Raw genomic sequence first — 22,213 nt, forward strand, 5'->3', positions numbered from 1 at the left:
ACAAATATGGAGAATCTTGCGTATTTGCACCTAGCTTTCGCCTACGAAGACAGCACACCCAGTGAATTGGTCTGGCTCAGTTCTTTGTTTAAGGACGCAGCTGCACCAGACTGGAAAAGGCTTTCAGGTAGGGCTTGGAAGTATATGTTGCCCCTTGCTCTGTCTTTATCTATTCTTGGCGCTGTTAGCAGCGTCATGGCACTAGAAAAAGGCGATCGAGGCCCTTCTGTGAGAAATTTACAACAAAAATTGAGAACAGCAGGTTTTTACCAATCTTCTGTTACCCAAGTATATGACGCATCCACACAAGAAGCTGTGCGGCGCTTCCAAAAGGCCGCTGGTTTACCAGTGGACGGCATTGTTGGAGCAAGCACCCTGCAAAAATTAGAAAATTGGCAAGCGAAAAAGCCTACAAATAGGGCTACACAAGCTCAAAGAACCACTGCTGTAAGCGCACAAGCCAAAAAGCCCAGTACTACTAATTCAGCCACCAGTAAACGCCGAAATCCCAACTACCTGACTAAGGGGGATGAAGGCGAAGATGTCAAAGCTTTGCAAGAAAAGTTAAGAATCGCAGGCTTTTATTACGGAAACGCCACAGGCATATTTGGCCCAATTACCGAAGAAGCTGTCAAGCGGTTCCAAGATTCTTACAAATTAAGCGTTGATGGGGTTGTTGGCCCAGCAACATTAAGTAAATTGCCGGGAGTTGGCATCGGTGATGGAGAAGAGGCTCCCTCAAAGGTAGTCAATCGAGACAAACTTCGTGTAGGCGATCGCGGTGAGCCAGTTAGAATTCTTCAAGAACAATTGATCCAGGCAGGATATTTAGAGGGAGAGCCAAATGGCTACTATGGCCCTTACACTGCTGATGCTGTAAAGAGATTTCAGGCGGCTAATTTCTTAGCAGCAAGTGGTGTTGCTGGCCCAACTACGCGAGCTAAGTTATATAGCTCAGTTAATACTACTAGCAAAAGCGAATTTAATACCTTAGAAATTCAAACCCGACTACGGGAGCGAGGTTTTTATAAAGGCAAGCTCAATGGTGTGATGGCAGATGACACCAAAAAAGCGATTAAACAAGCCCAAGAATTCTACGGGATTAGTCTTAAGGATCTTAAGAGCGGACGCTTTTAACATCCGCTTTGGTGTCGTTAGTATCAGTTCCCAACTGGTTGCTTGCCTCCAGTAACAGCAAATTACGAACTGCTCAGATTCCATTTATTTGGTTAATTTGAGTAGTTTCGTCTTATTTATTCACCCAAGTGCTAAAGCGGCATCAGCGCCCGTTGGCACTTGGGACACACTGCATGGATGGTCATTTGACAATCTAAGAGGTGAAAACCTTCTTTTTGAGCGGTTTTTGACCCAATTTTTAAAATTGAATCATTTTTAAACTCAATAGTTGAGTTGCACCGAACACAAATTAAGTGATGGTGATGGTGGGGATAGGGCTGGTTGATCTCATAATGCTTATGTCCCTCGCCCAATTCTAATTCCCTTAAAATTCCCATCCTTGCCATCAACTTCAAAGTCCGATAAATAGTTGACAGACTGATCCCTTCACCATCAGTTTCGAGCCGATGATAAAGATCCTCCGCACTCAGATGTTCGCCTTGCGGAAGTTCTTGAAAAATGTGTAAAATTGTTTCGCGCTGGGGAGTTAAACGCCAGCCTCGTTCGTTCAGTTCTGCCTTGAGTGAAGTAGTTGTGTAGACAGTCATACTAATAGTTCTCAACAAAGCTTGTTAGTTGAGAATATAACAAATCTTGGGAGCAATTTGCAACAATCATTGCCTATTGAGAATTCTTACTAAATATTTAAGAACAATTCATCAAATCTTGAGCAAAATTCAAGTAATCAGCTGTAGTGCATTTAATTTGCATACAGCTAATAGTGAGGATACTTGTAACGATTGCATCCCTTGACTTTGAATTTCGCATAAGTTAAATTTGAATTCTTAGTTGCTCCCCACCTTCAAGATATTTGAGCAAAGATTGGGGACAACTTTTATACAGTTTAATGCTAATTATTTGCTGTAAGCCGATAAAAGGCTTTTAACCTGGGAATAAAATCACACTTTTGTTCCTAGTCATTTGTCAAGTGTAATTTTCTAATGACAAATGACTAATACTTCTCTACGAGAGGCTGCGCCAACGGCTTCGCGGTAGTTGAGCGCAGTCGAAACTCAGTACAAGTGACAAATGACTAACTCAGAGATTCCAAATAGTCGCGGATGAGGTTGCGGCGCTTGGGTTGACGTAGCTTTTGCAAAGCCTTAGATTCAATTTGGCGGACTCGTTCGCGCGATAAGTCAAGAGCGCGGCCAATTTCTGCTAAAGAATAAGGATGACCATCCGCCAAACCAAACCGCATCAGAATTACATCGCGCTCCCGACTAGTCAAATCTGATAGAAGATGATGCAAATCTCTTTGTAAAGATTCTCGCATTAACATCTCTTCTGGAGTTACACTGTCAGTTTCGAGTAATTCGCCTAACTCAGTGTCTTTATCTTTTCCTACTTTGGTTTCCAAAGAAACGGAGCGAGGAACCCGCAACAAAACTTCTCGTACTTGGGTCGGTGTCATCTCTAACTCAGTTGCTAAATCTTCCAGAGTTGGAGTGCGACCTTTTTCTTGAGCAATTTTGCGTTGAGCTTTTTTAATTTTGTTTAACTTTTCGGTAATATGGACCGGTAGGCGAATCGTGCGACTAGAAGTAGCGATCGCCCGTGTAATACCCTGACGAATCCACCAGTAAGCATAGGTACTGAAGCGATAACCCTTAGTTGGGTCAAATTTTTCTACAGCCCGCTCCAAACCTAATGTACCTTCTTGGACTAAATCTAACAATTCCAAACCACGATTTTGATACTTCTTAGCAACAGACACAACTAAGCGAAGATTCGCCTTAATCATGTGTTCTTTTGCTTGGAGTCCTTGGGACTGGACTTGCTCCAACTCTTCTACAGTCAACTTAGCGATTTCAGCCCAGCGACGTTTCCCATTTGCCAAAATCGGTCTGAGATCGGATAAAATTATGTCAGCAGTGGCAGCCCATCTTTCCAAAGACGGGCGATGTCCTAGTTCTGAGGTTAGACGTTCTTGAACTTCAACTAACCTTAGATAGGGTGTAATCACTTCATCCCCTTGCTTTGCGGCGTTAGCAAGTACTATCCGCATCCGCAAGTAGCGTTGGACTTTTTGAGCTTCTGAAACCTCTTCATCGCGCCCCAACAAGCGAACCCGACCAATTTCTTGAAGATATAGACGTACTAGGTCTGTACTCCGACGGTTGGTGTTAGCAGCAAGGTTAGCATTGTCTACAGTTGCCAGTTCTAGCTCCTGTAGGTCATCTACCGATAACTCACTGTCATCAACCGTGAGATCCGAGTCCAAAGCCTGGCTAGACTTTTTGGTGTTGTAAGGGGCGTCTGCATAAAAAGATGTTGCTGGCATAAAGATCGTCTCAATGGCTCCAGGTAACAATAGATTTCGGTCAGCTTAGATTACGGTCAGCTATTCAACTGTTGCTATTGTTCCCGCGATTAACGATGAACTAACATGGTTGAACGTTCCCTGACAATTTTTTTTAGAAATTAACTGTAAGGGTTTTATTGGATACAGAATTACTGAACTTAATCGGCTGCTAAACTTTTGATTAAACCAATAGCTATTTAAATCCACAGCTAGGTTTGCAATATTTGAACTACTTAGTTAATATTTCAACCTTGATGGTTTTTTAATAGTAACTTTTGTAACACAGTATAAACATCCTTCAGTGAATGTCATCTTTATAATTGGCATAGTCACATTTACATGGGTGCAAAAGTAATATCCTGACGATTTAGCAATTTTTTCTCAGGATTATTCAGGTATAAGTAGAACTAATAGATGTCGGGGAAGTGATTAGCATTAACGGCGAAAATTCTCTCGACACGGAGATAGAAGATGCGGATAAGTTATCAAACACCCTCTCCGTGTTCCTGCGTCGTCTTGTATGTGAGTCTTAAAGTGCCAATTTCAAGTTGACAGACTACTAGTACGCCTTGGCAACGCCGGCGAGGAAAGGGAAAGGGGGAAAGGAGAAAGGTTTTTTATCCCTTACCATGAATTCCCTTTAACCTTTACCCAACCTCCACCTAACATTTTTAGGTTGGCAGACTACTAGTAGTTGTACTCTGGTTTGATATCTCGCAACATCAGTTCATCAAGTGCTTGTCTGGGTGTGATTTCGCCTTGAAGTAACCGATAAACTTGCTCGGTAATTGGGACTGCGATGTTTTGTTGGTTGGCTCGTTGCATCAAAACTCGGCAAGTGTTTACTCCTTCAGCAGTTCCTTGTAAATTTGCGAGAGTTTCTGTAAGTGACTTACCACCAGCTAACTGATAGCCGACTTGGTAATTGCGACTCAAGGGACTATTGCACGTTGCTAACAAATCTCCTAGACCCGATAAACCATAAAATGTTTCCGTCTTAGCGCCCCAGTTGTTGCCGATACGAACCATTTCTGTCAGTCCACGGGTAACTAAAGCAGCTTTGGCATTAGTTCCCAGTTGTAAACCATCGCATACACCGGCGGCGATCGCAATCACATTTTTCAGTGTTCCCCCCAGTTCTACCCCCAAGGGATCAAGATTGGTATATACCCGAAAACGATGAGAAGAAAATACTAACTGCACTACTTCCGCAGCCGTGGGGATGTTACTGGCTACCACCGTAGCTGCTGGTAATTCCATTTGAATTTCTTTTGATAAATTGGGCCCGGACAAAACAACCACTGGATGGTTAGGAAATATTGTTTGCCAAATTTGTGAAGGTGTGCAGGTGGTTTGGGGATCTAAGCCTTTCGTCGCTGTCACAAAAATTGTCTCTGGAGAAAAGGGGAAAGACTCAACTTGGGAAGCAACATCTCTCACACCAATCATTGAGATAGCAAAGAGGACTATTTGGACATCTTTTAAAACTGCTTCGAGAGTTTGGGAACCTTGACGCGACCACACGCGCACCTGATGACCATTTGCAGCGGCGAGATTTGCTAGAGATGCACCCCAAGCACCCGCACCCAGAATTGCAACAAATTTTGGATTTTGGATTTCGGATTTTGGATTAGTCATTACTTAACAGTCAAAAGTCCTCCTATCTCTCCATTTCTTCGCTCACCAATCTAAAATCTAAAATCTAAAATCTAAAATTGGCTGCGTGGGTAGCGTTCCATTAATTCCCTAACTTGTTCAGCATGATAGGAGCTTCTTGTCAATGGTGAAGAAACAACTTGTAAAAATCCGATTTCTTCGCCGAATGCTTTCCAGTCAGCAAATTGTTCTGGATTGACAAATTCGTTTACCTGCAAGTGTTTTTGGCTGGGTTGGAGATATTGCCCAATGGTCAAAATATCGCAATCGACAGTTCGCAAGTCTTGCATGACTTGGCGAATTTCGGCATCAGTTTCACCAAGTCCAACCATGATCCCAGATTTAGTGTATGTGCTAGGAGAAAGTTGGCGAGTGCGCTGCAATAATTCTAATGTGCGATCGTAGTTTCCTTGGGGACGCACCCGGCGATATAGGCGTGGAACAGTTTCGGTATTATGGTTTAATACCTCTGGCGCAGCCTGTAGAATTAACTCCAGAGCATTCCAATTACCGCATAAGTCAGGAATTAGCACCTCAATTGTGGTGTTGGGTGAAACAGAGTTAACTGCATCAATACACGCTATAAACTGAGATGCACCACCATCAAGCAAGTCATCTCGGTTTACAGAAGTGATGACTACATGATTAAGGTTCAGGCGGCGAACAGCTTGGGCCAGTCGTGTAGGTTCTGTGGGGTCTAGTGGTTTGGGTTTTTTCTCAAAATCAATATCGCAGTAGGGACAAGCGCGTGTACAAGCGGGCCCCATAATCAAAAACGTGGCAGTCCCAGCGTTGAAGCATTCACCAATATTCGGACAGGACGCTTCCTCGCAAACTGTATTGAGGGCTAAATCCCGCAAAATTTCTTTAACGTTACCGATGCGCTCACGTCCAGGTGCTTTCACCCGCAACCAGTCTGGTTTTACAGTCACAATCCGTTTTTACCACTAGAGTTATACAAATTTAATCCTAGCAAGCAAAGTCTTTGATGAAGCGATCGGATGTATATAGATGTAATTCTGCTATTTAGTGCAGGTTGTGATATTCTTAATTTATAATGCCATTTTTATGGCGGGATGTGGCGCAGCTTGGTAGCGCACTTCGTTCGGGACGAAGGGGCCGCTGGTTCGAATCCAGTCATCCCGATTTATTTATAGAGCGACAAATTATTTGTCGAATGCTCCTCTATTAACTTAAATATAGCTGACTTTCTTTGAGTTTAAACAGTATCGCCTGAAGTCGTATACTAAAAGGTTTCAATCCCTAATAGGGATTTTAGTTGATTGCGAAATTTTGGAATGCCTTCTTTAACTGACTCGTAATTGTTTCAATCCCTAATAGGGATTTTAGTTGATTGCGATAAGGCACGCTCCTATTTATTACGTCAGTTGGAGCAGTTGTTTCAATCCCTAATAGGGATTTTAGTTGATTGCGATTTTGTACGCCTTCAGCTACTTGAGCGGTTTCTGTAGTGTTTCAATCCCTAATAGGGATTTTAGTTGATTGCGATCTAGCTGCATCTTTTTGCAGGTTAAGGTTGCTCGTTTCAATCCCTAATAGGGATTTTAGTTGATTGCGATTGACAATCCCTGCTTGCGCGACTTAGCCAAAGCCGTTTCAATCCCTAATAGGGATTTTAGTTGATTGCGATGTGTTTACGATTTGATTACCTAAAGCAACGCTGTGTTTCAATCCCTAATAGGGATTTTAGTTGATTGCGATGTTTGCGATCGCATTAATCAATCTGCGATCGCAGTTTCAATCCCTAATAGGGATTTTAGTTGATTGCGATAGGCGATCGCTTTATGAGTGAATGGGTGTCCGTTAGTTTCAATCCCTAATAGGGATTTTAGTTGATTGCGATGATTGAAATTGCTGGGAGGTTTTTCAAGCAAGTAGTTTCAATCCCTAATAGGGATTTTAGTTGATTGCGATTTCATATTCTTCTTGCGCTTTTTGGGAATCTTTGTTTCAATCCCTAATAGGGATTTTAGTTGATTGCGATTTCATGGGTGACATACACAAATGACACCTTGAGATGTTTCAATCCCTAATAGGGATTTTAGTTGATTGCGATAAAAGCGGTCAGGAGTACCGGTGGTACTTGACCTTGAGATGTTTCAATCCCTAATAGGGATTTTAGTTGATTGCGATTTGGAGTAACTTATCACTTTGTACAAGGTCTTGAGTTTCAATCCCTAATAGGGATTTTAGTTGATTGCGATTTGACCGATGAAACCAGCAAAGAAATCCCAGTATTCGGTTTCAATCCCTAATAGGGATTTTAGTTGATTGCGATGTGGAAGCCAGAACTACCCGGTCGCGCCAGCGGATTAGTTTCAATCCCTAATAGGGATTTTAGTTGATTGCGATTTGACCGATGAAACCAGCAAAGAAATCCCAGTATTCGGTTTCAATCCCTAATAGGGATTTTAGTTGATTGCGATGTGGAAGCCAGAACTACCCGGTCGCGCCAGCGGATTAGTTTCAATCCCTAATAGGGATTTTAGTTGATTGCGATCGCAGGCGTCTGAAAGCCCTGTGTTATTTGGTTTTCAAGGTTCAACAGCGCGAATGCGAAAATCATAACATAAGGACTGGGAATTGTCCTAACTGTAAATAGCTAAAAGTCAGTTTATACGAAGTGCGCGGATGGTTTCAAGATGCTAAAGCTCTCAATTTCTTGCAAATAAAGCAATCTAGCCATTTTTGTACTAACCCTTTCACCAACACCTACCCATTCGCGCACTTAGCAAAAAAACTAGTTTAATTACTTAAAAGTTTTCCTTAACAGCTAACATCTGTAAAATCTTTTCTACACGATCCAACTCTCCAACGATGCGCCGAATTGGATGAGGCCAAACCTTGACAAGGGTAGGAGTTGCAGAAACCTGATTTAGTTCTGCTTGTTCTGGATGACTTAAAACATCAATCACCTTCAGGGTATAAGGGTGTCCAAGCGATCGCTCTAACAATTCGTGTAAATTTTGCAGAATGCGTTCAGTAGAATTGCTATGTCCGGCAACAAATAAGCGGAGAACATAGCCTTGGGTAATAGCTTCTTTTTTTTGTACTATTACTGGTTGGTTATATTTTGGCACAGGTTCAGAAAGGTCTAGACGGACAATTAAATCGTGATCCTCCCAAAGCTGTCCAAATGACGAACGATAGGTTGTTAACACCATGCGATCGCACAATCCCTCTTGCCAAGGAGCTGCTTGCCATACTAATTCTCCCGTGCCAAAAACAGCATTCAGCAAAGCTTGATGTCTAATTACAGCCGGATAAGCTTCAGCAAAAGTTCGTACTTGTTGAGTACGCGCATCTAACCAATTGTCAATAGTTGCGGTATAACAAGGCACTAAAAAGTGCGGTGGCTCTGGTAAATCTAGAATTTCTTGCAAAGCCGAGCACAAATGCAAATGCCATCGACCTTGCTTGCTAGGGTCGATGCAGTAAATTAAATCTCCTCCAGGTGTAAATAGCGCAATGCCTTTAAACAGCTGGGGTGTAGATAGTTTATTTGTCGTCAAATTATTCACAGAGGTTAGGCAACTAAAAGTAAAAATTCTCTCTTTTACCTTTTACCTTAGCTATAACCTCAACCAGGATCGCAAAGATATTTGAGATTGAGGAGTAAAGAAGGGAATAGGGTAAAGGTTACAGGGCACAGATTATTCCCTATAACCTGTCACATGTCACCTCTACCCTAATTCCAATGCCCCAATTATTAAACTCGACCTCGGAGAAACTGCGCCATTTCGTTAGGAGTTGGTGACATTTCCAAAGCAGTTTCTTCAGTGATGCGTCCGTCTTGATAGAGATTCAGCAATGACTGATTCATCGTAATCATGCCGTCAAAGCCAGCTTGTTTCATCAGCTCGCCAATTTCATCATACTTACCGTCTTTGATCCATTCTTTAATTGCCTCAGTATTGATCAGCACATCATGGAAAGCAGCTCGCTTACCGTCAGTAGTGCGACACAAACCTTGAGCAATTACTGCCACTAAAGACTCAGAAATCGCTACCCGCATTGCATCCTGTTCATCACCAGAATAGAGGTTGAGAATCCGTTCAATGGTTTTGACCGCACTATTGGTATGCAGTGTTCCCATGACTAAGTGACCAGTCTGAGCAGCTTTTAGGGCAGTGTTAACAGTTTCCTTGTCCCGCATTTCCCCTACCAGAATCAAATCTGGGTCTTCCCGCAAAGCTGCTTTCAATGCGTTATCAAATTTCCGGGTATGCATTCCCACTTCCCGCTGTTTGACTAAGGACTTGCGGCTTTGATGGACAAATTCTATCGGGTCTTCAATGGTGATGATATGCTTGGCCATCTCCTTATTGATGTAGTCAATCATCGCTGCCATTGTGGTGGACTTACCAGAACCAGTGGGCCCTGTTACCAAAATCAAACCTTTATGGTGATGACAAATATCTCGAAAAACTGGAGGTAATCTCAACTGTTCCATAGTTAAGATTTTTAGCGGAATCAACCGCAACACCATTGCAGGCCCTTTGAGAGAGCCAAAAACATTAATCCGCACGCGAGCAAATTCGTATTGAGTTGCTCCGTCAAATTCTAAGGATTCTTCAAAGCGCTGAATTTCTCCCTCAGTCATCACCTCCCGCAACCAACTCATAAAAGTTTCTTTATCTGTTTCTGGATGATCTCCTGATTGAATTTCTCCTCGGCTGCGGAAGCGGGGTGGTTCACCCACACCCAAGTGCAAGTCAGAATATCCCTGATCGTAAGCTTCTCTAATTAACTTTTCTAAAGTTAGTTCTGGACTGCTGTTTTGAGGGCGAACTGAACTAGGTATTGGCGGTGGACTACCCGGACGATGACCTGCAACAGGCGGATTAGTAGTGCCCCTATCTATTGACATATCGAGTGTTTGTGTCATCTGTCGCTGCGTACTAAAGGTTGGGGTTGGCGGTGGAGGCGGCGGCATTGGTGGCAAATTACGTCCGGCAGCAGAGTTAGAATTTAATGGAGACTGTGCTTCTGTCATATATCTTCACATTTGGTAGTTAAAAAGTTGAATTAACGAGAAGTAAAGTCACTTGCTTTGATGACTTTTGGAGAATGCTTGTCTACAAGCCTTAGCGGTGATAGAAGGCGATGGAAACTCTAGAACCACGGTCAATCTATTTCATCCACCCAATTGGTATCTTTTATTTCCTAAGATTTCAATACTCAGAATATTTAGATAGATTATTTAACCTATCTAAACTGGTTTAACACACGCAAGTACTTAAAAGACCTCAGCAAATACACAGAGAGTATAAAGTAATATTTTATGCTTTTATTTTAAAATAAATATTCTCATGACTTAGATGAGAAATTTATCCCAGGCATAGGCACAAATTGCTAGCAATTAACAGTACAAATACTAGCAGTTCATTTATTCAGCCCGTCTAGGAATTATGAGAAAGACTACTAGTTTTTATAAGAAATGTTAAGTTGAATAGGAGCGATCTCCTGGGGATCGAGGTTTAAAGCTCATACCTTTTCAGTTCTATACCTGAAGGCAGATGCAGTAAACAAGTTTTTCTCATAGATAGAAAATTGACTTTATATCCATAATTGCAAAAAATTAACTGTAAACTTTAGTAACTAAATGCTCATTTTCCCAATTAGTTTTTATATACTGAATTTCACTGAGACAATTCAGTTTACTCGCAAAAAAGTGAGATATTACTGAAATTAAAATCTGTTGTGTATTCTGGGAGGAAAAGTCATGGTTTCTGCTCAAAGCTCTAATCAAGGAAAGACCTACTCCTTGTTGATGATTAAAAGCTTTTTAATATGGACTTTTACATTAGCAGTATGTTTGTTGGTTGTGGGTTTTCCACTAGTTGTCTTAATGGCTACGGTCGGATGTCTGTTGTCGATTATCTTGCAATCTGTGATGCCTGTTAGTGCGGTTTTGCTTGTTGCAGGTGCTTTAATAATGTTTAATGTCATGGCAGTTGTATTGGCTGCGGGTGTGCTAACTGTTAAGGGAGTTCATCCTAGTGAAGTTAAATGGTTAAGCTGGCTGCATGGAGAGGCAGACCAAATGCAGGCTACTGTTTACGCTGCTTGCCCTCTAACTTGTGAAATTAAATAGTTATTACAGGTTAATTAGACAAACAGTGCGTCTGCCCGGTTAAGCCGGGTTTTTTCATGGTTTTTATAACTTGAAATTTTAAATAGTCATTACAGCTTAATTAAACAAACAATGCATTTGCCCAGTTAAGCTGGTTTTTTTATATCTTGTGTGATTTATCCATTAATATTTATGGTTTATGTGAGGATTGACCGCCGACTATTGACCATAGACCATTGACTATAGACCATTGACTATAGATGGTAAATTACAGATAACTAATGACTAATCAAAAACGCGTTTGCATTATCTTAGGTACTCGCCCGGAAGCAATTAAACTTGCTCCAGTGATTCAGGTTTTCCAAAAGTCTTCAGAATTTCAGTTGCAAGTAATTCTAACTGGACAACATCGGGAGATGGTTGAGCAGGTTATGCAACTGTTTAATATCAAGTCGGATTATAACTTGGAAATTATGCAGGTTCAGCAATCTCTAAATGATATTACCTGTCGTAGTTTACAAGGATTAGAAGCATTATTTAAAGCAAAAAAGCCAGATTTAGTAATTGTGCAGGGAGACACCACCACTGCTTTTGCCGCAGCTTTGGCAGCTTTTTATCAAAAAATTCCTATTGGTCATGTAGAAGCAGGGTTAAGAACTGATGATATCTTCAATCCTTACCCAGAAGAAGCTAATCGGCGGTTGATTTCTCAAATTACTCAGTTGCACTTTGCGCCGACTCCTTGGGCTGTGGAAAATTTGCATCGTTCTGGTGTTTTGGGTGAAATCCACATGACAGGTAACACTGTAATTGATGCATTGTTAAATGTCGCTGCAACCCAAGTAGTTTGCGATGTTCCAGGCTTAAACTGGGAATCATATCGGGTTTTGTTAGCAACAGTTCATCGTCGGGAGAATTGGGGAGAACCTCTGTTAGCGATCGCTCAGGGCTTTTTACAAATTTTAGACAAGTTTCCTGATACAGCTTTACTACTACCATTGCACCGCAATCCGACAGTGCGAGTTCCGTTGCAGGAACTTTTAGGGAATCATCCCCGAATTTTCTTGACAGATCCTCTAGATTATGGAGATTTGGTGGGAGCAATTGGGCGATCGCATCTTTTGCTCACTGACTCTGGTGGCTTGCAAGAAGAAGCTCCCAGCTTAGGAAAACCAGTACTAGTTTTGAGAGACACTACCGAAAGACCAGAGGCTGTGGTAGCTGGTACAGCTAAACTTGTTGGCACTACGACTGAGAACATTGTTGCAGCCGCTGCTGAGTTACTCAGTGACTCAGATGCTTATGAAGCGATGGCAAACGCAATCAATCCCTTTGGGGATGGTCATGCAGCAGAGCGCATTTTGCAGATTGTACAAAATTACATTCATGGGTAAGTAAGTTCGTAGTAAGGACTTTAGTCCTTATTTCCTAAGCACTAAAGTGCTTACTACAAACCCTCAAAACTAGTTTGACAATATTTAACCAAACCACGAGATTTTCCAAGGGTGGCTTCTGGTTAAACACCCAGAGCCGATCGAGTTTCGGGACCTACAACACCATCTACAAGTAGACCTTTGCTTTGCTGAAAGCTTCGGACTCGGCTAACAGTTTCTTGACCGTAAATTCCATCAATTCTAAGATTACCTAAAGCTGTTTGCACGTCTCTGACGAGCTGACCTTTTGAACCAGGAGTAAGAATCACCGAACCGCCAACACCACCGGGTCTAGTCACAGGAAGATTGTTCGGTCTATCACCAATCCATCGGGCAAAAACGTATCTACCTGTAGAAAGTCTGGCAAAACCATTTTCATATCGTTCAATTGCTGGAAGTGTTGCGCCATTTGGTACACAGTCCACATACGAGTAGTTGCTGCTTGGGCCGGTACGGACACGCAAACAACTGCCGTTAGTCTTTACATAGGCAGCCGAACTTATTTGAATTTGGGTTACAACAGCGAATAATACACCGACACCAGCAAAAGTTAACCAAGCCGAAGATTTAAGCAGTTTTTTCCAATTGAATTGAGGTTGAGGAAGATGATACTTAGTGTTTCCAGATGCCTCTTCTTGAGCTATAAACATCTGGGAATAAGCAAGATATTCCATAATGCACTCCTTAATATGAAAAATGAGTACTCGCAGAGAATTACTTAGTCGTTCTCTGTATTTATCCTTAGTATATTTTATATCACTGTATTTTAAAAGTTTTTTACTGATAGCGAAATTAATAAAAAATAAAATTAGTCAAAAGATTGCTGCAAAAATGCGATGTCTACAACGGTTTAGCTCGTCGTAGACATCGCATTTTGAAAATAAATAAAATTTAGTTAAAGCTTTTTTACTTAATGACTTATCCCTGGTTATATCTAAATATGACAAACGTATTGTTCGATTCCAACTAAACTAGCAACCATAAAAGTTAACTCATCTAAGTCTATTGGCTTGCATTGGTATATATCATAACCTGCTAATAATGCACGTTTATGGTCATCCTCGAAAGTAGATGCTGTCAGAGCGATCGCTGGAATCTTTCTACCTCGCTTTGCTTCCAAATTTCTGACCTTCAAGAGTAGCGAGTAGCCATCTTCATCGGGTAAGCAAATGTCACTAATTAGGATGTCTGGTTTAAAAGATGACATTCTTTTGAGAGCCTCGTCTGCTGAAGCAGCTGCAATCACCTCTGCTCCTTCTAATTCAAAAAGGAAGGTAAGTAATATTCTTGTATCAGCATCATCATCAACAACGAGCAATCGCAGACCTTGAAAAGATATCGATTGATTAGACATTCTTCTTACCGCCCCATAGCTCAAAGACTTGAAGTAGCGATTGCATCAAGTACTACTTATTTGACGCTATTTGATGCATACTTTACTAAATCTTAAAGGAAGCAATTAGCAAACGTCTGTCCGGTGTCGGACATAGTAACTTAAAATAATTCATTAGCGATCGCGTCTTAGCTGATTCCCTAGCAACCGAGCAAATTCTTTTTGGATAACTCGATAACACTCGCAGCAAGTTGCTTCCAAATCCTCTCGGTTTATAATGCTAATTTGACCGCGTTGATAGCGAATCATTCCGGCTCGGCTCAGGGTGCTAGCCGCTACTGTCACACCAGAGCGCCTTACACCCAGCATCTGGGCGATAAATTCTTGCGTCAACGGAAATTCTTCTGATTCCAAACGGTCAGATACTGTGAGCAGCCAACGAGCCAGCCGTTCTTCTAGGGTATGAAGACGGTTGCAGGCACATGATTGTGTAAGTTCGGTATATATAGCTCGTACATAGCGCAGCAGCAGCTTTTGAATAGCTCCGCCCCGATTGAACTCGGTTCTAAGTACATCTGCATCCATCTGCATTGCAGCGCCGGCAACTTGGACAAACGCTTTTGTGGTTGTTGTCTTGCCTCCTAAAATTACTGGGATACCTACCATGCCTTCATTGCTCACTATCCCAATTTCCACCGTCGAACCATCTTGCATAATAGTGACGATAGAAACCACTGCCTGTTGGGGAAAATAGACCTGTGTGACGGGTTCTCCTGGTTCGTAAAGAACTTGCCGAGTGGGAAGCGGAACTAACTTTAGGTGCGAAATAAGACGCTCATAATCACTGGTTGGCAAAGCCGCAAGTAACCTATTTACTTGCGGCTTAATTATCTTGTCGCTCACTGAACATTAAAAGAGAAATTTGCTCAAAATACTTTAAATCAAGTTGCTTTTGCCAGTCTGTTCGGTTTCGCACACATAACTCAAAAAAATTTTTTGGCTCGGTTACTGGGCATGAAGCCCAGTAACCGAGCCAATTCATTTTGGATGACTCGATAACACTCGCAGGAACTTGCTTCTAAATCCTCTCGGTTCAGGATGCTAATTTGACCGCGTTGGTAGGCAATCATTCCGGCTCGGCTGAGAGTGCTAGCTGCTACTGTCACACCAGAACGACGTACACCTAACATCTGGGAGATAAATTCTTGCGTGAGGGGAAAATCTTCTGATTCGAGACGGTCAGAGACTGTAAGCAGCCAGCGAGCCAGCCGTTCTTCCAGTGTATGGAGACGGTTGCAGGCAGCACCTTGCGCCAGTTCAGAGTATACAGCTTGTACATAGCGCAGCAGCACGTTTTGAATAGCTCCGCCCCGATTGAACTCGGCTTTCAATACATCTGCATTGATTTGCATAGCAGCGCCCGAAATTTGCACAAAGGCTGTTGTGGTTGTGGTGTTGTCTCCTAAAATTACCGGGATACCCACCATGCCTTCATTACTTACTATCCCAACTTCCGCCGTTGAGCCATCTTTCATAGTGGTGACTATAGAAACTACTGCCTTATCAGGAAAATAGACCTGTGTGATTGGTTCGGCTGCTTCGTAAAGGATCTGCTGAACTTGGAGCGGAACTAGCTTTAGATAGGGGAAAAGACGCTGATAATCACTGTCTGACAAAGCTGCCAGCAGCTTATTTGGTCGTTGCTGAAAGAGATTTTGTTTTAATGGCATTAGAAGTCACTCTCCTTAAGGTAGGTGACTTTAGAAAAACCAACTCAGAGCATAAGGAAAGGACTTCTTGCAGAAGTGGGGGAAAGGAGAAGGGGGAAGGGGGAAATGGATGGAATTTTACCCTTCCCTTTACCCTTTAACCTTTCCCCGAAATCTTGGAAAAGGAACTTTTGCAAGATGTCTAAAGGATTAAGGTTCTGATCCTAATGTTAAAAGGTGTATTCTCTAAAGGAACACGGTGAACAATCTGGAAAATCTTAAAATAACACAGTTCTTGGAGTCTGTGCGGTTTCGTACATAGAAGCTCAAAAAAATTATTTTTTCCGTTTATTGGGCTTATTGCCCAATAAACGGACATATTCATCTTCTATAATCTGATAACATTCGCAGGAGGTTTTTTGTAAAGCCTCTCGATTCAAGATGTTAATATGACCACGGTAGTAGGTGATGATTCCGGCATTGCTGAGGATATTAGCTGCTTCAGTGACACCAACGCGACGTACACCTAGCATCTGTGCGATAAATTCCTGGGTGAGCGGAAATTCTTCTGATTCCAGACGATCAGAAACTGTTAGCAGCCAGCGAGCCAGCCGCCTCTCTAGTTTATGAAGACGGTTGCAGGCAGATCCTTGTGCTATTTGAGTGTATACACCTTGTACGTAGCGCAGTAACAGGCTTTGAAGGGCTGTACCCCGATTAAACTCACTTGTGAGTATATCCGCATCCATCTTCATCGCACTGTCTGGAATCTGCACTAATGCTGTTGTGGTTGGGATGTTGTCTCCTAAAATTACCGGGATACCCACCATGCCTTCATTACTCACTAAACCAGCTTCTACAGTTGAGCCATCTTCCATAGTGGTGATTATAGAAATCACTGCTTTATTAGGAAAATATACCTGTGCGATCGGTTCGCCTGGTTCGTAAAGTATTTGCCGATTTGAGAGCGGAACAAGTTTTAGATGAGAAGCAAGACGTTCGTAATCACTGGCTGGCAAAGCTGCCAGCAGCTTATTTGCTGGTTGCTCAAGAATATTTGTGTCTAATGACATTGTGATTCTCCAGAATGTAGCCAATACGGTTCGGATAAGCATTTTTTACTTTCCTTGTGGTTTGGGGAAAGGATGTATTAAAAACCTTTCCCCTTTCACCTTTAACCGAACCGTATTGTGAATGTAGCCGTCCTTAGAAAAGACAACTCACGGCATAAGGAGAAAATTAAAAGTCTAGCCTTAATGTCAAAAGGTGTATTCCCTAAAAAAGTTCTAGTAAGGAACTAAGGTTTTTATACTTGTATCTATAATATAACAAAATGAGTTGTTTATAATAACAACAAATCCGAATACATTAACTTGATTGCATTTGCGATCGCATAATTAAATGAAATTATGTTCGCTAATCATATTGCTATAGATATGAGCATAGTTGGAAGCGATCGCAGTAAAAAATTCCTGATTATACAAGTCATTAAAACCTAAATCTTTTTCATTGCTACAAATGTTTTTAGTCCCAACTAGCCTTGGTATATTTTTATTATCTTAAAAAGAAGATACTTAGAAATAAGCAGATTAATATGAATATTTATTAAGACTTCATCCTAGAAGAATCTTAAGATTTTTGACATACTACTGCAAGTCTACCGATTTATTGTACTATATACTCAGCCTAAAACAGTCTATTTCATAAATACTCAATAAAAGCAAGTATTTTCTACTACATATTTAAAATTTTGATTACCCAAAACTAACTTACTTATCTGGTTAATCTATGCAATAATAAACAGCTATATGCCTCAAATACAGTTTATCTATCGATTTATAGTAGTATAGACTCTATATTCTCTGAAAAACTTATATTGGCTTAGTGCCAAATCCAGTATTGTTTGAAGCTAATTTACTTAAAAAATAATAATGCCCTTGACAAAATGTAAAATCTCTAACAAAAATATCACTGTTCAATCGAGTGAATAACAACGCGAAATATGAAGTATAACCAACTTGGTAAAAGTGACTTAAAAGTTTCCGAAATTTGTCTGGGCACTATGACTTATGGAAAGCAAAACACCATTGAAGAAGCCCACGAGCAGCTAGATTATGCTATTGCCCAAGGAGTCAACTTTATTGATGCGGCTGAGATGTACCCTGTCCCACCAAGTGGCGAAACTTATGGATTAACTGAAACTTACATTGGGGAATGGTTAAAGCGTCAACAAAGAGATCGAGTTATTATAGCTACTAAAATTGCTGGTCCTGGTCGAGGTTTTAAATGGGTACGTGGAGGAGCCAAAGCAATCGATCGTGATAATATCAAACAAGCTGTAGATGATAGTCTAAAAAGATTACAGACAGACTATATCGATTTGTATCAGATCCACTGGCCAGATCGCTACGTGCCACGATTTGGACAAACAGTCTTCGATCCGACTCAGGTGGGAGAAACGGTTCCCATTGCTGAACAGCTAGCAGTTTTTGACGATGTAATTAAGGCTGGTAAAATTCGCTATATCGGTTTGAGTAACGAAACCCCTTGGGGAGTTGCCCAATTTAGTAATGCTGCTAAACAATTAGGATTGCCCAAAGTTGTTTCGATTCAAAATGCTTACAACTTGCTAAATCGAGTATTTGATGGAGCCTTAGCAGAAGCAGTTTATTACGAAGAAATTGGGTTACTAGCTTATAGTCCTTTAGCATTTGGTTTCTTAACTGGCAAATATCTAAACGGCAAACCAGAGAAAACAAGAATCACTTTGTTTGAAAATTTCGGTCAGCGCTATCTGAAACCGAAAGTCAGTCAAGCCGTATCAGCTTATGTAGAAATTGCCAAGCGCCATCAATTAAGTCCAGCGCATCTGGCCTTAGCATTTGTGCGGAGTCGTTGGTTTGTGCCTAGCACAATTATTGGTGCTACGACACTGGAACAACTTAAAGAGAATTTAGAAAGTGTGAATGTAGTTCTCAACAAAGATATTTTGGAAGAGTTGGATATAGTTCATGCTCAGTCGCCAAACCCAGCACCATAAACAATTCAAAATTCAAAACTTGTACTGAGCTTGTCGAAGTATTCAAAATTCAAAATTCAAACATTTTAGATAGTTCGCCTCGTTACCAGGCTGGAGCCTGGTAATGCCTTCCTAGAGCCTCTGGCTCTCACAGAGTAGAAGTAAAGATGCGCCATGTACTCTCTCTCAATTCTTAGATTCAAAACTAGATATTTAGTCGGTAAAATATGACTTTTACAGCAACATTAGTTGACCAAAATACTATTCGTCGTCGGGGTACTGGTTTAAGAGCTTACAATCCCGAAAAAGTATTTAAAGGATACACACTTTTCACACCTTTGACAGGTCAAGGTGAAGTCTACCTTCTCAACTTGGAAGGAGAAGTAGTACACCAGTGGAATCTGCCTTATCCACCAGGGTTATACGGTTATCTTTTGCCCAATGGCAACCTTTTTTATAATGGTAAAACTCCACCAGAAGAACCCCTACGTTTTGCTTTATGGGCTGCATTCAAAAGTGGCGTTGTTTTAGAAGCAAATCCCAAAGGAAATATTATTTGGGAATATAAGCATCCAGATCATCATCATGACGGACGCAGATTAGCCAATGGCAACATAATTCTACTCGCCATTGAAAAGATACCTGAGTCTTTGGTTCCTCGGATCAAAGGTGGCGTACCAGGTACAGAACCAGATGGTGATATCTATGCGGATGTGCTTTATGAGGTGACTCCAGCAGGTGAAATCGTTTGGACTTGGCACGCCCACGAACACCTCGATCCAGATATATTTACGATTACACCCCAGGATCATCGACACGAATGGACTCATGGGAATACTGTGGGTGAACTCGCTGATGGCAACATTATAGTGAGCTTTCGTAATATCTCCACAGTTGTCATCGTCGATCGCAAAACTGGCGAAATCATCTGGACGCTAGGCGATGATGTGCTAGCACAGCAGCACTTCCCGAACGAACTAGCTAACGGTAATATCCTGATTTTCGACAATGGCGCACATCGCCGTAACATCGCTCTCAATTTTTCCCGTGTGATTGAGGTGAACCGTCAAACCAAAGAAATAGTTTGGGAATACACCGATAACCCGCCCCAAAATTTCTTTAGTGCATACATATCAGGAGCGCAACGTTTGGCCAATGGCAATACCTTAATTACAGAAGGTGCTTATGGTCGAATATTCGAGGTGACAGTTACAGGAGAAATAGTTTGGGAATACATTAATCCCTACTTTGCATCTAGGAATATTCCAGGTGAAAAGTCACCGGTAACTCGTGGAGAGCAAAATACAGTCTTCCGCGCCTTTCGTTATGCACCTGAAGAAGTGCCCTGGCTTTAGGAGTCTGTCAAGTTTAAATTGATGGGTAAGCAAGTTTGTAGTAAGGACTTTAGTCCTTATTTTCTAAGCACTAAAGTGCTTACTACGAACTTCTGATTATTAAAAGTTTGGTTAGTGTCGAGAAATTTTCACGCTACATTCGCTTCAACAAGAGTTTGCGACATTAACAATTAAAGATTTGGGATTTTGAATGAAAATTCAATTCTCAATGCCGATTAACAAGTCCTAATTTACCAAGGAACTTAAACATGGCTGAAATTAAAGTATACAGTGCAGTTGTTTGTCCTTATGCTCACCGTACCCGCTTGGTACTCCAAGAGAAAGGCATCGACTTCGATTTGATTGAGATTGATTTGCAGAATAAACCGGAAGGGTTTACCCAAGTTTCCCCTTATGGAAAAGTGCCTGCACTAACTCACGGCGATAACCGAGTTTGGGAGTCAGCGGTAATTAACGAATATCTTGATGAGGTATTTCCCAATCCGCCATTGTTACCCAGCAACCCCATTGATAGGGCACAAGCTCGCATCTGGATCGATTTTGCTAATACCAGATTCGTTCCCGCTTTTTCTACCCTGCTGCGGAGTTCAGATCCCGAAAAACAAGAAGAAGCGAAACAGGAACTATCTAAACATCTGGAATTCATTGAAAACGAAGGTTTAGCAAAGCTTTCTAAAGAAGGCCCTTACTGGTTTGGTGAATCTATTAGTTTGGTCGATTTCACTTACTTCCCTTGGTTTGAGCGTTGGGCTGCACTGAAGCAGTATCGCGGCTTTGGAGTGCCAGAGCAATTTCCCCGTCTACGCCAATGGAAACGTGCTTTAAAAGAGCGTGAATCTGTGAAAGCGATCGCTCACTCTAAAGAATTCTACATCGAGCGATATGCTAAATTCGCTGCACCTACTCTCGCTGCTGTTTAAAGGTAATTTATAATACCAATTGGATTAATGATTGCAACACATCCTTGGGTAAAGTAAAGACGCGATGAATTGCGTCTCTACAAGTGGTCTATTTGTCGCATTCTTTTTTCTAATTGGTATAACTATGTTTCAACTGGGAATTCAAACCCCACTTGAAACATAGAATTAAACTCTTGAAAATTACGAATTACAAATTACGACTTTACCGAAGTGAGCCGCACTTTTGAGGTAATGATAAGCCTCTCGTGCTTCATTGAAGGGGAAAACTCGATCGATAACTGGTTTAATTTGATGCTGTTGCATCGCCTGATTCATCGCCTCAAACATTTCCCGACTGCCGACATAAATTCCCTGAACTGTTAAACTCTTAAAAAGTATTGGCATGGGGTCAATTTCACTTCCTCTTCCTGACAATACGCCAATCAAACTAATACGTCCTCCAATGCGGACTGCTTGTAAGGATTTTGGTAGAGTACCTGCACCGCCTACCTCAACTACATGGTCTACACCTGTGCGATTGGTTAATTGATAAACTTGCTTTTCCCAATCTGGTGTTGTTTTGTAGTTGATTGTCTCGTCAGCACCAAGCTGTTTCGCTCGTGCCAACTTCTCATCACTGCTAGAAGTAATAATCACTCTAGCGCCATGTATCTTGGCAAACTGGAGAGCAAAAATTGAAACTCCTCCAGTACCGAGTAATAAAACACTATCACCTGCACCAATATTACCTTTTGTCACTAGGCCGTGCCAAGCTGTGACTGCTGCACAGGGTAAAGTTGCGCCTTCAATATAGGATAAGTGGTCAGGTAATATTACTAAACCATCTTGGTGTAATAAGACATATTCAGCCAGCATTCCATCAATACCACCTCCCAAATCGGATTTCATTTTCTCTTTGGTTAAAGAGCCATAAATCCAGTCTTGAAAGAAAATACCAGCGACGCGATCGCCTATTTTCACCCGTGTCACACCTTCTCCCACCGCCACTACTTCTCCTGCACCGTCAGACATGGGAATTAACGGATATTTCTGTCCAGAACCGTAAGCTCCTTCAATCACCAGCAGATCGCGGTAATTTAAGGATGTTGCTTTGACTTGAATCAGAACTTGTCCAGCTGCGGGTTTTGCTTGGGGGCGATCGACTAATGCCAAAACATCAATCCCGGCGTTGCTTTGAATTTCGTAAGCTTTCATATGTCCTTACCCTAGC

At 41.6% G+C, this 22,213-nt stretch carries 18 protein-coding genes, 1 tRNA gene and 1 CRISPR repeat array; of the genes, 7 read left to right on the forward strand and 12 right to left on the reverse strand.

All coding sequences use genetic code 11. The annotated features are described in order from the left end of the window. Positions 1-6: 6 nt before the first annotated feature. A complete protein-coding gene (locus NSTC731_RS34900) occupies positions 7-1,137 on the forward strand; it encodes a peptidoglycan-binding domain-containing protein (RefSeq protein ID WP_445628935.1) in 1,131 nt (376 codons plus the stop codon). Between the two features lie 131 nt (positions 1,138-1,268). Here NSTC731_RS34900 and NSTC731_RS34905 read toward each other — a convergent pair whose 3' ends face one another. The 4 genes from NSTC731_RS34905 to lipA all read right to left on the reverse strand — a co-directional run bounded on the left by NSTC731_RS34905 (position 1,269) and on the right by lipA (position 6,069). Continuing rightward, complete coding sequence (locus tag NSTC731_RS34905; protein WP_012407750.1) at positions 1,269-1,724, reverse strand: Fur family transcriptional regulator; 456 nt, start codon at positions 1,722-1,724, stop codon at positions 1,269-1,271. 485 nt (positions 1,725-2,209) lie between these two features. Then, positions 2,210-3,460 carry an RNA polymerase sigma factor SigC gene (gene sigC, locus NSTC731_RS34910; RefSeq protein ID WP_445628936.1) on the reverse strand — a complete coding sequence of 417 codons (1,251 nt, stop codon included), beginning with the start codon at positions 3,458-3,460 and terminating at the stop codon, positions 2,210-2,212. A gap of 708 nt (positions 3,461-4,168) precedes the next feature. Continuing rightward, positions 4,169-5,119, reverse strand: coding sequence for an NAD(P)H-dependent glycerol-3-phosphate dehydrogenase (locus NSTC731_RS34915; RefSeq protein ID WP_445628937.1), 951 nt, complete (start codon positions 5,117-5,119; stop codon positions 4,169-4,171). 71 nt (positions 5,120-5,190) lie between these two features. Further along, complete coding sequence (gene lipA / locus NSTC731_RS34920) at positions 5,191-6,069, reverse strand: lipoyl synthase (RefSeq protein ID WP_445628938.1); 879 nt, start codon at positions 6,067-6,069, stop codon at positions 5,191-5,193. A 140-nt stretch (positions 6,070-6,209) separates the two neighbouring features. Between lipA and NSTC731_RS34925 the strand changes: the two genes are divergently transcribed. Continuing rightward, positions 6,210-6,283, forward strand: a tRNA-Pro gene (locus tag NSTC731_RS34925). Between the two features lie 107 nt (positions 6,284-6,390). Next, positions 6,391-7,658: direct repeats of the CRISPR family, unit length 37 nt; unit sequence GTTTCAATCCCTAATAGGGATTTTAGTTGATTGCGAT. 253 nt (positions 7,659-7,911) lie between these two features. On the opposite strand, the gene NSTC731_RS34930 is transcribed toward NSTC731_RS34925, so the two are convergent. Together NSTC731_RS34930 and NSTC731_RS34935 are read right to left on the reverse strand one after the other, a co-directional pair. Then, positions 7,912-8,679, reverse strand: a complete 768-nt coding sequence (locus NSTC731_RS34930) for a circadian clock KaiB family protein (protein ID WP_445628939.1) — start codon at positions 8,677-8,679, stop codon at positions 7,912-7,914. A 188-nt stretch (positions 8,680-8,867) separates the two neighbouring features. Beyond that, positions 8,868-10,154, reverse strand: a complete 1,287-nt coding sequence (locus tag NSTC731_RS34935) for a type IV pilus twitching motility protein PilT (RefSeq protein ID WP_445628940.1) — start codon at positions 10,152-10,154, stop codon at positions 8,868-8,870. Positions 10,155-10,883: 729 nt separating this feature from the next. Between NSTC731_RS34935 and NSTC731_RS34940 the strand changes: the two genes are divergently transcribed. After that, positions 10,884-11,255 (forward strand): hypothetical protein, encoded by a 372-nt coding sequence (locus NSTC731_RS34940; protein ID WP_094349008.1) that lies wholly within the window; start codon positions 10,884-10,886, stop codon positions 11,253-11,255. A 260-nt stretch (positions 11,256-11,515) separates the two neighbouring features. Beyond that, the gene (wecB, locus tag NSTC731_RS34945) at positions 11,516-12,628 is read left to right on the forward strand and encodes a non-hydrolyzing UDP-N-acetylglucosamine 2-epimerase (RefSeq protein WP_445628941.1); all 1,113 of its coding nucleotides are present in this window, start codon (positions 11,516-11,518) and stop codon (positions 12,626-12,628) included. A gap of 122 nt (positions 12,629-12,750) precedes the next feature. Here the strand turns inward: wecB and NSTC731_RS34950 are convergent, their stop codons facing one another. From NSTC731_RS34950 to NSTC731_RS34970, 5 genes are all read right to left on the reverse strand, one after another. Next, complete coding sequence (locus NSTC731_RS34950) at positions 12,751-13,341, reverse strand: peptidoglycan-binding protein (protein WP_445628942.1); 591 nt, start codon at positions 13,339-13,341, stop codon at positions 12,751-12,753. Between the two features lie 260 nt (positions 13,342-13,601). Further along, a complete protein-coding gene (locus NSTC731_RS34955) occupies positions 13,602-14,021 on the reverse strand; it encodes a response regulator (RefSeq protein WP_445628943.1) in 420 nt (139 codons plus the stop codon). A 153-nt stretch (positions 14,022-14,174) separates the two neighbouring features. Continuing rightward, positions 14,175-14,903, reverse strand: a complete 729-nt coding sequence (locus NSTC731_RS34960) for a Crp/Fnr family transcriptional regulator (protein WP_445628944.1) — start codon at positions 14,901-14,903, stop codon at positions 14,175-14,177. An 80-nt stretch (positions 14,904-14,983) separates the two neighbouring features. Continuing rightward, positions 14,984-15,730 (reverse strand): Crp/Fnr family transcriptional regulator, encoded by a 747-nt coding sequence (locus NSTC731_RS34965; RefSeq protein WP_445628945.1) that lies wholly within the window; start codon positions 15,728-15,730, stop codon positions 14,984-14,986. Positions 15,731-16,044: 314 nt separating this feature from the next. Next, positions 16,045-16,782 (reverse strand): Crp/Fnr family transcriptional regulator, encoded by a 738-nt coding sequence (locus NSTC731_RS34970; RefSeq protein WP_445628946.1) that lies wholly within the window; start codon positions 16,780-16,782, stop codon positions 16,045-16,047. 929 nt (positions 16,783-17,711) lie between these two features. Here NSTC731_RS34970 and NSTC731_RS34975 point away from each other — a divergent pair. The 3 genes from NSTC731_RS34975 (at position 17,712) to NSTC731_RS34985 (ending at position 21,003) form a co-directional block, all read left to right on the forward strand. Then, positions 17,712-18,749 carry an NADP(H)-dependent aldo-keto reductase gene (locus tag NSTC731_RS34975; protein WP_445628947.1) on the forward strand — a complete coding sequence of 346 codons (1,038 nt, stop codon included), beginning with the start codon at positions 17,712-17,714 and terminating at the stop codon, positions 18,747-18,749. Between the two features lie 206 nt (positions 18,750-18,955). Beyond that, positions 18,956-20,083, forward strand: coding sequence for an aryl-sulfate sulfotransferase (locus tag NSTC731_RS34980; protein WP_445628948.1), 1,128 nt, complete (start codon positions 18,956-18,958; stop codon positions 20,081-20,083). Positions 20,084-20,331: 248 nt separating this feature from the next. Then, complete coding sequence (locus NSTC731_RS34985) at positions 20,332-21,003, forward strand: glutathione S-transferase family protein (RefSeq protein ID WP_445628949.1); 672 nt, start codon at positions 20,332-20,334, stop codon at positions 21,001-21,003. A 180-nt stretch (positions 21,004-21,183) separates the two neighbouring features. Here the strand turns inward: NSTC731_RS34985 and NSTC731_RS34990 are convergent, their stop codons facing one another. Then, entirely contained in the window at positions 21,184-22,197 is a 1,014-nt protein-coding gene (locus NSTC731_RS34990) for a zinc-dependent alcohol dehydrogenase family protein (RefSeq protein WP_445628950.1), read from the reverse strand. Between the last annotated feature and the right edge of the window lie 16 nt (positions 22,198-22,213).

The organism is Nostoc sp. DSM 114167, assembly GCF_052692655.1.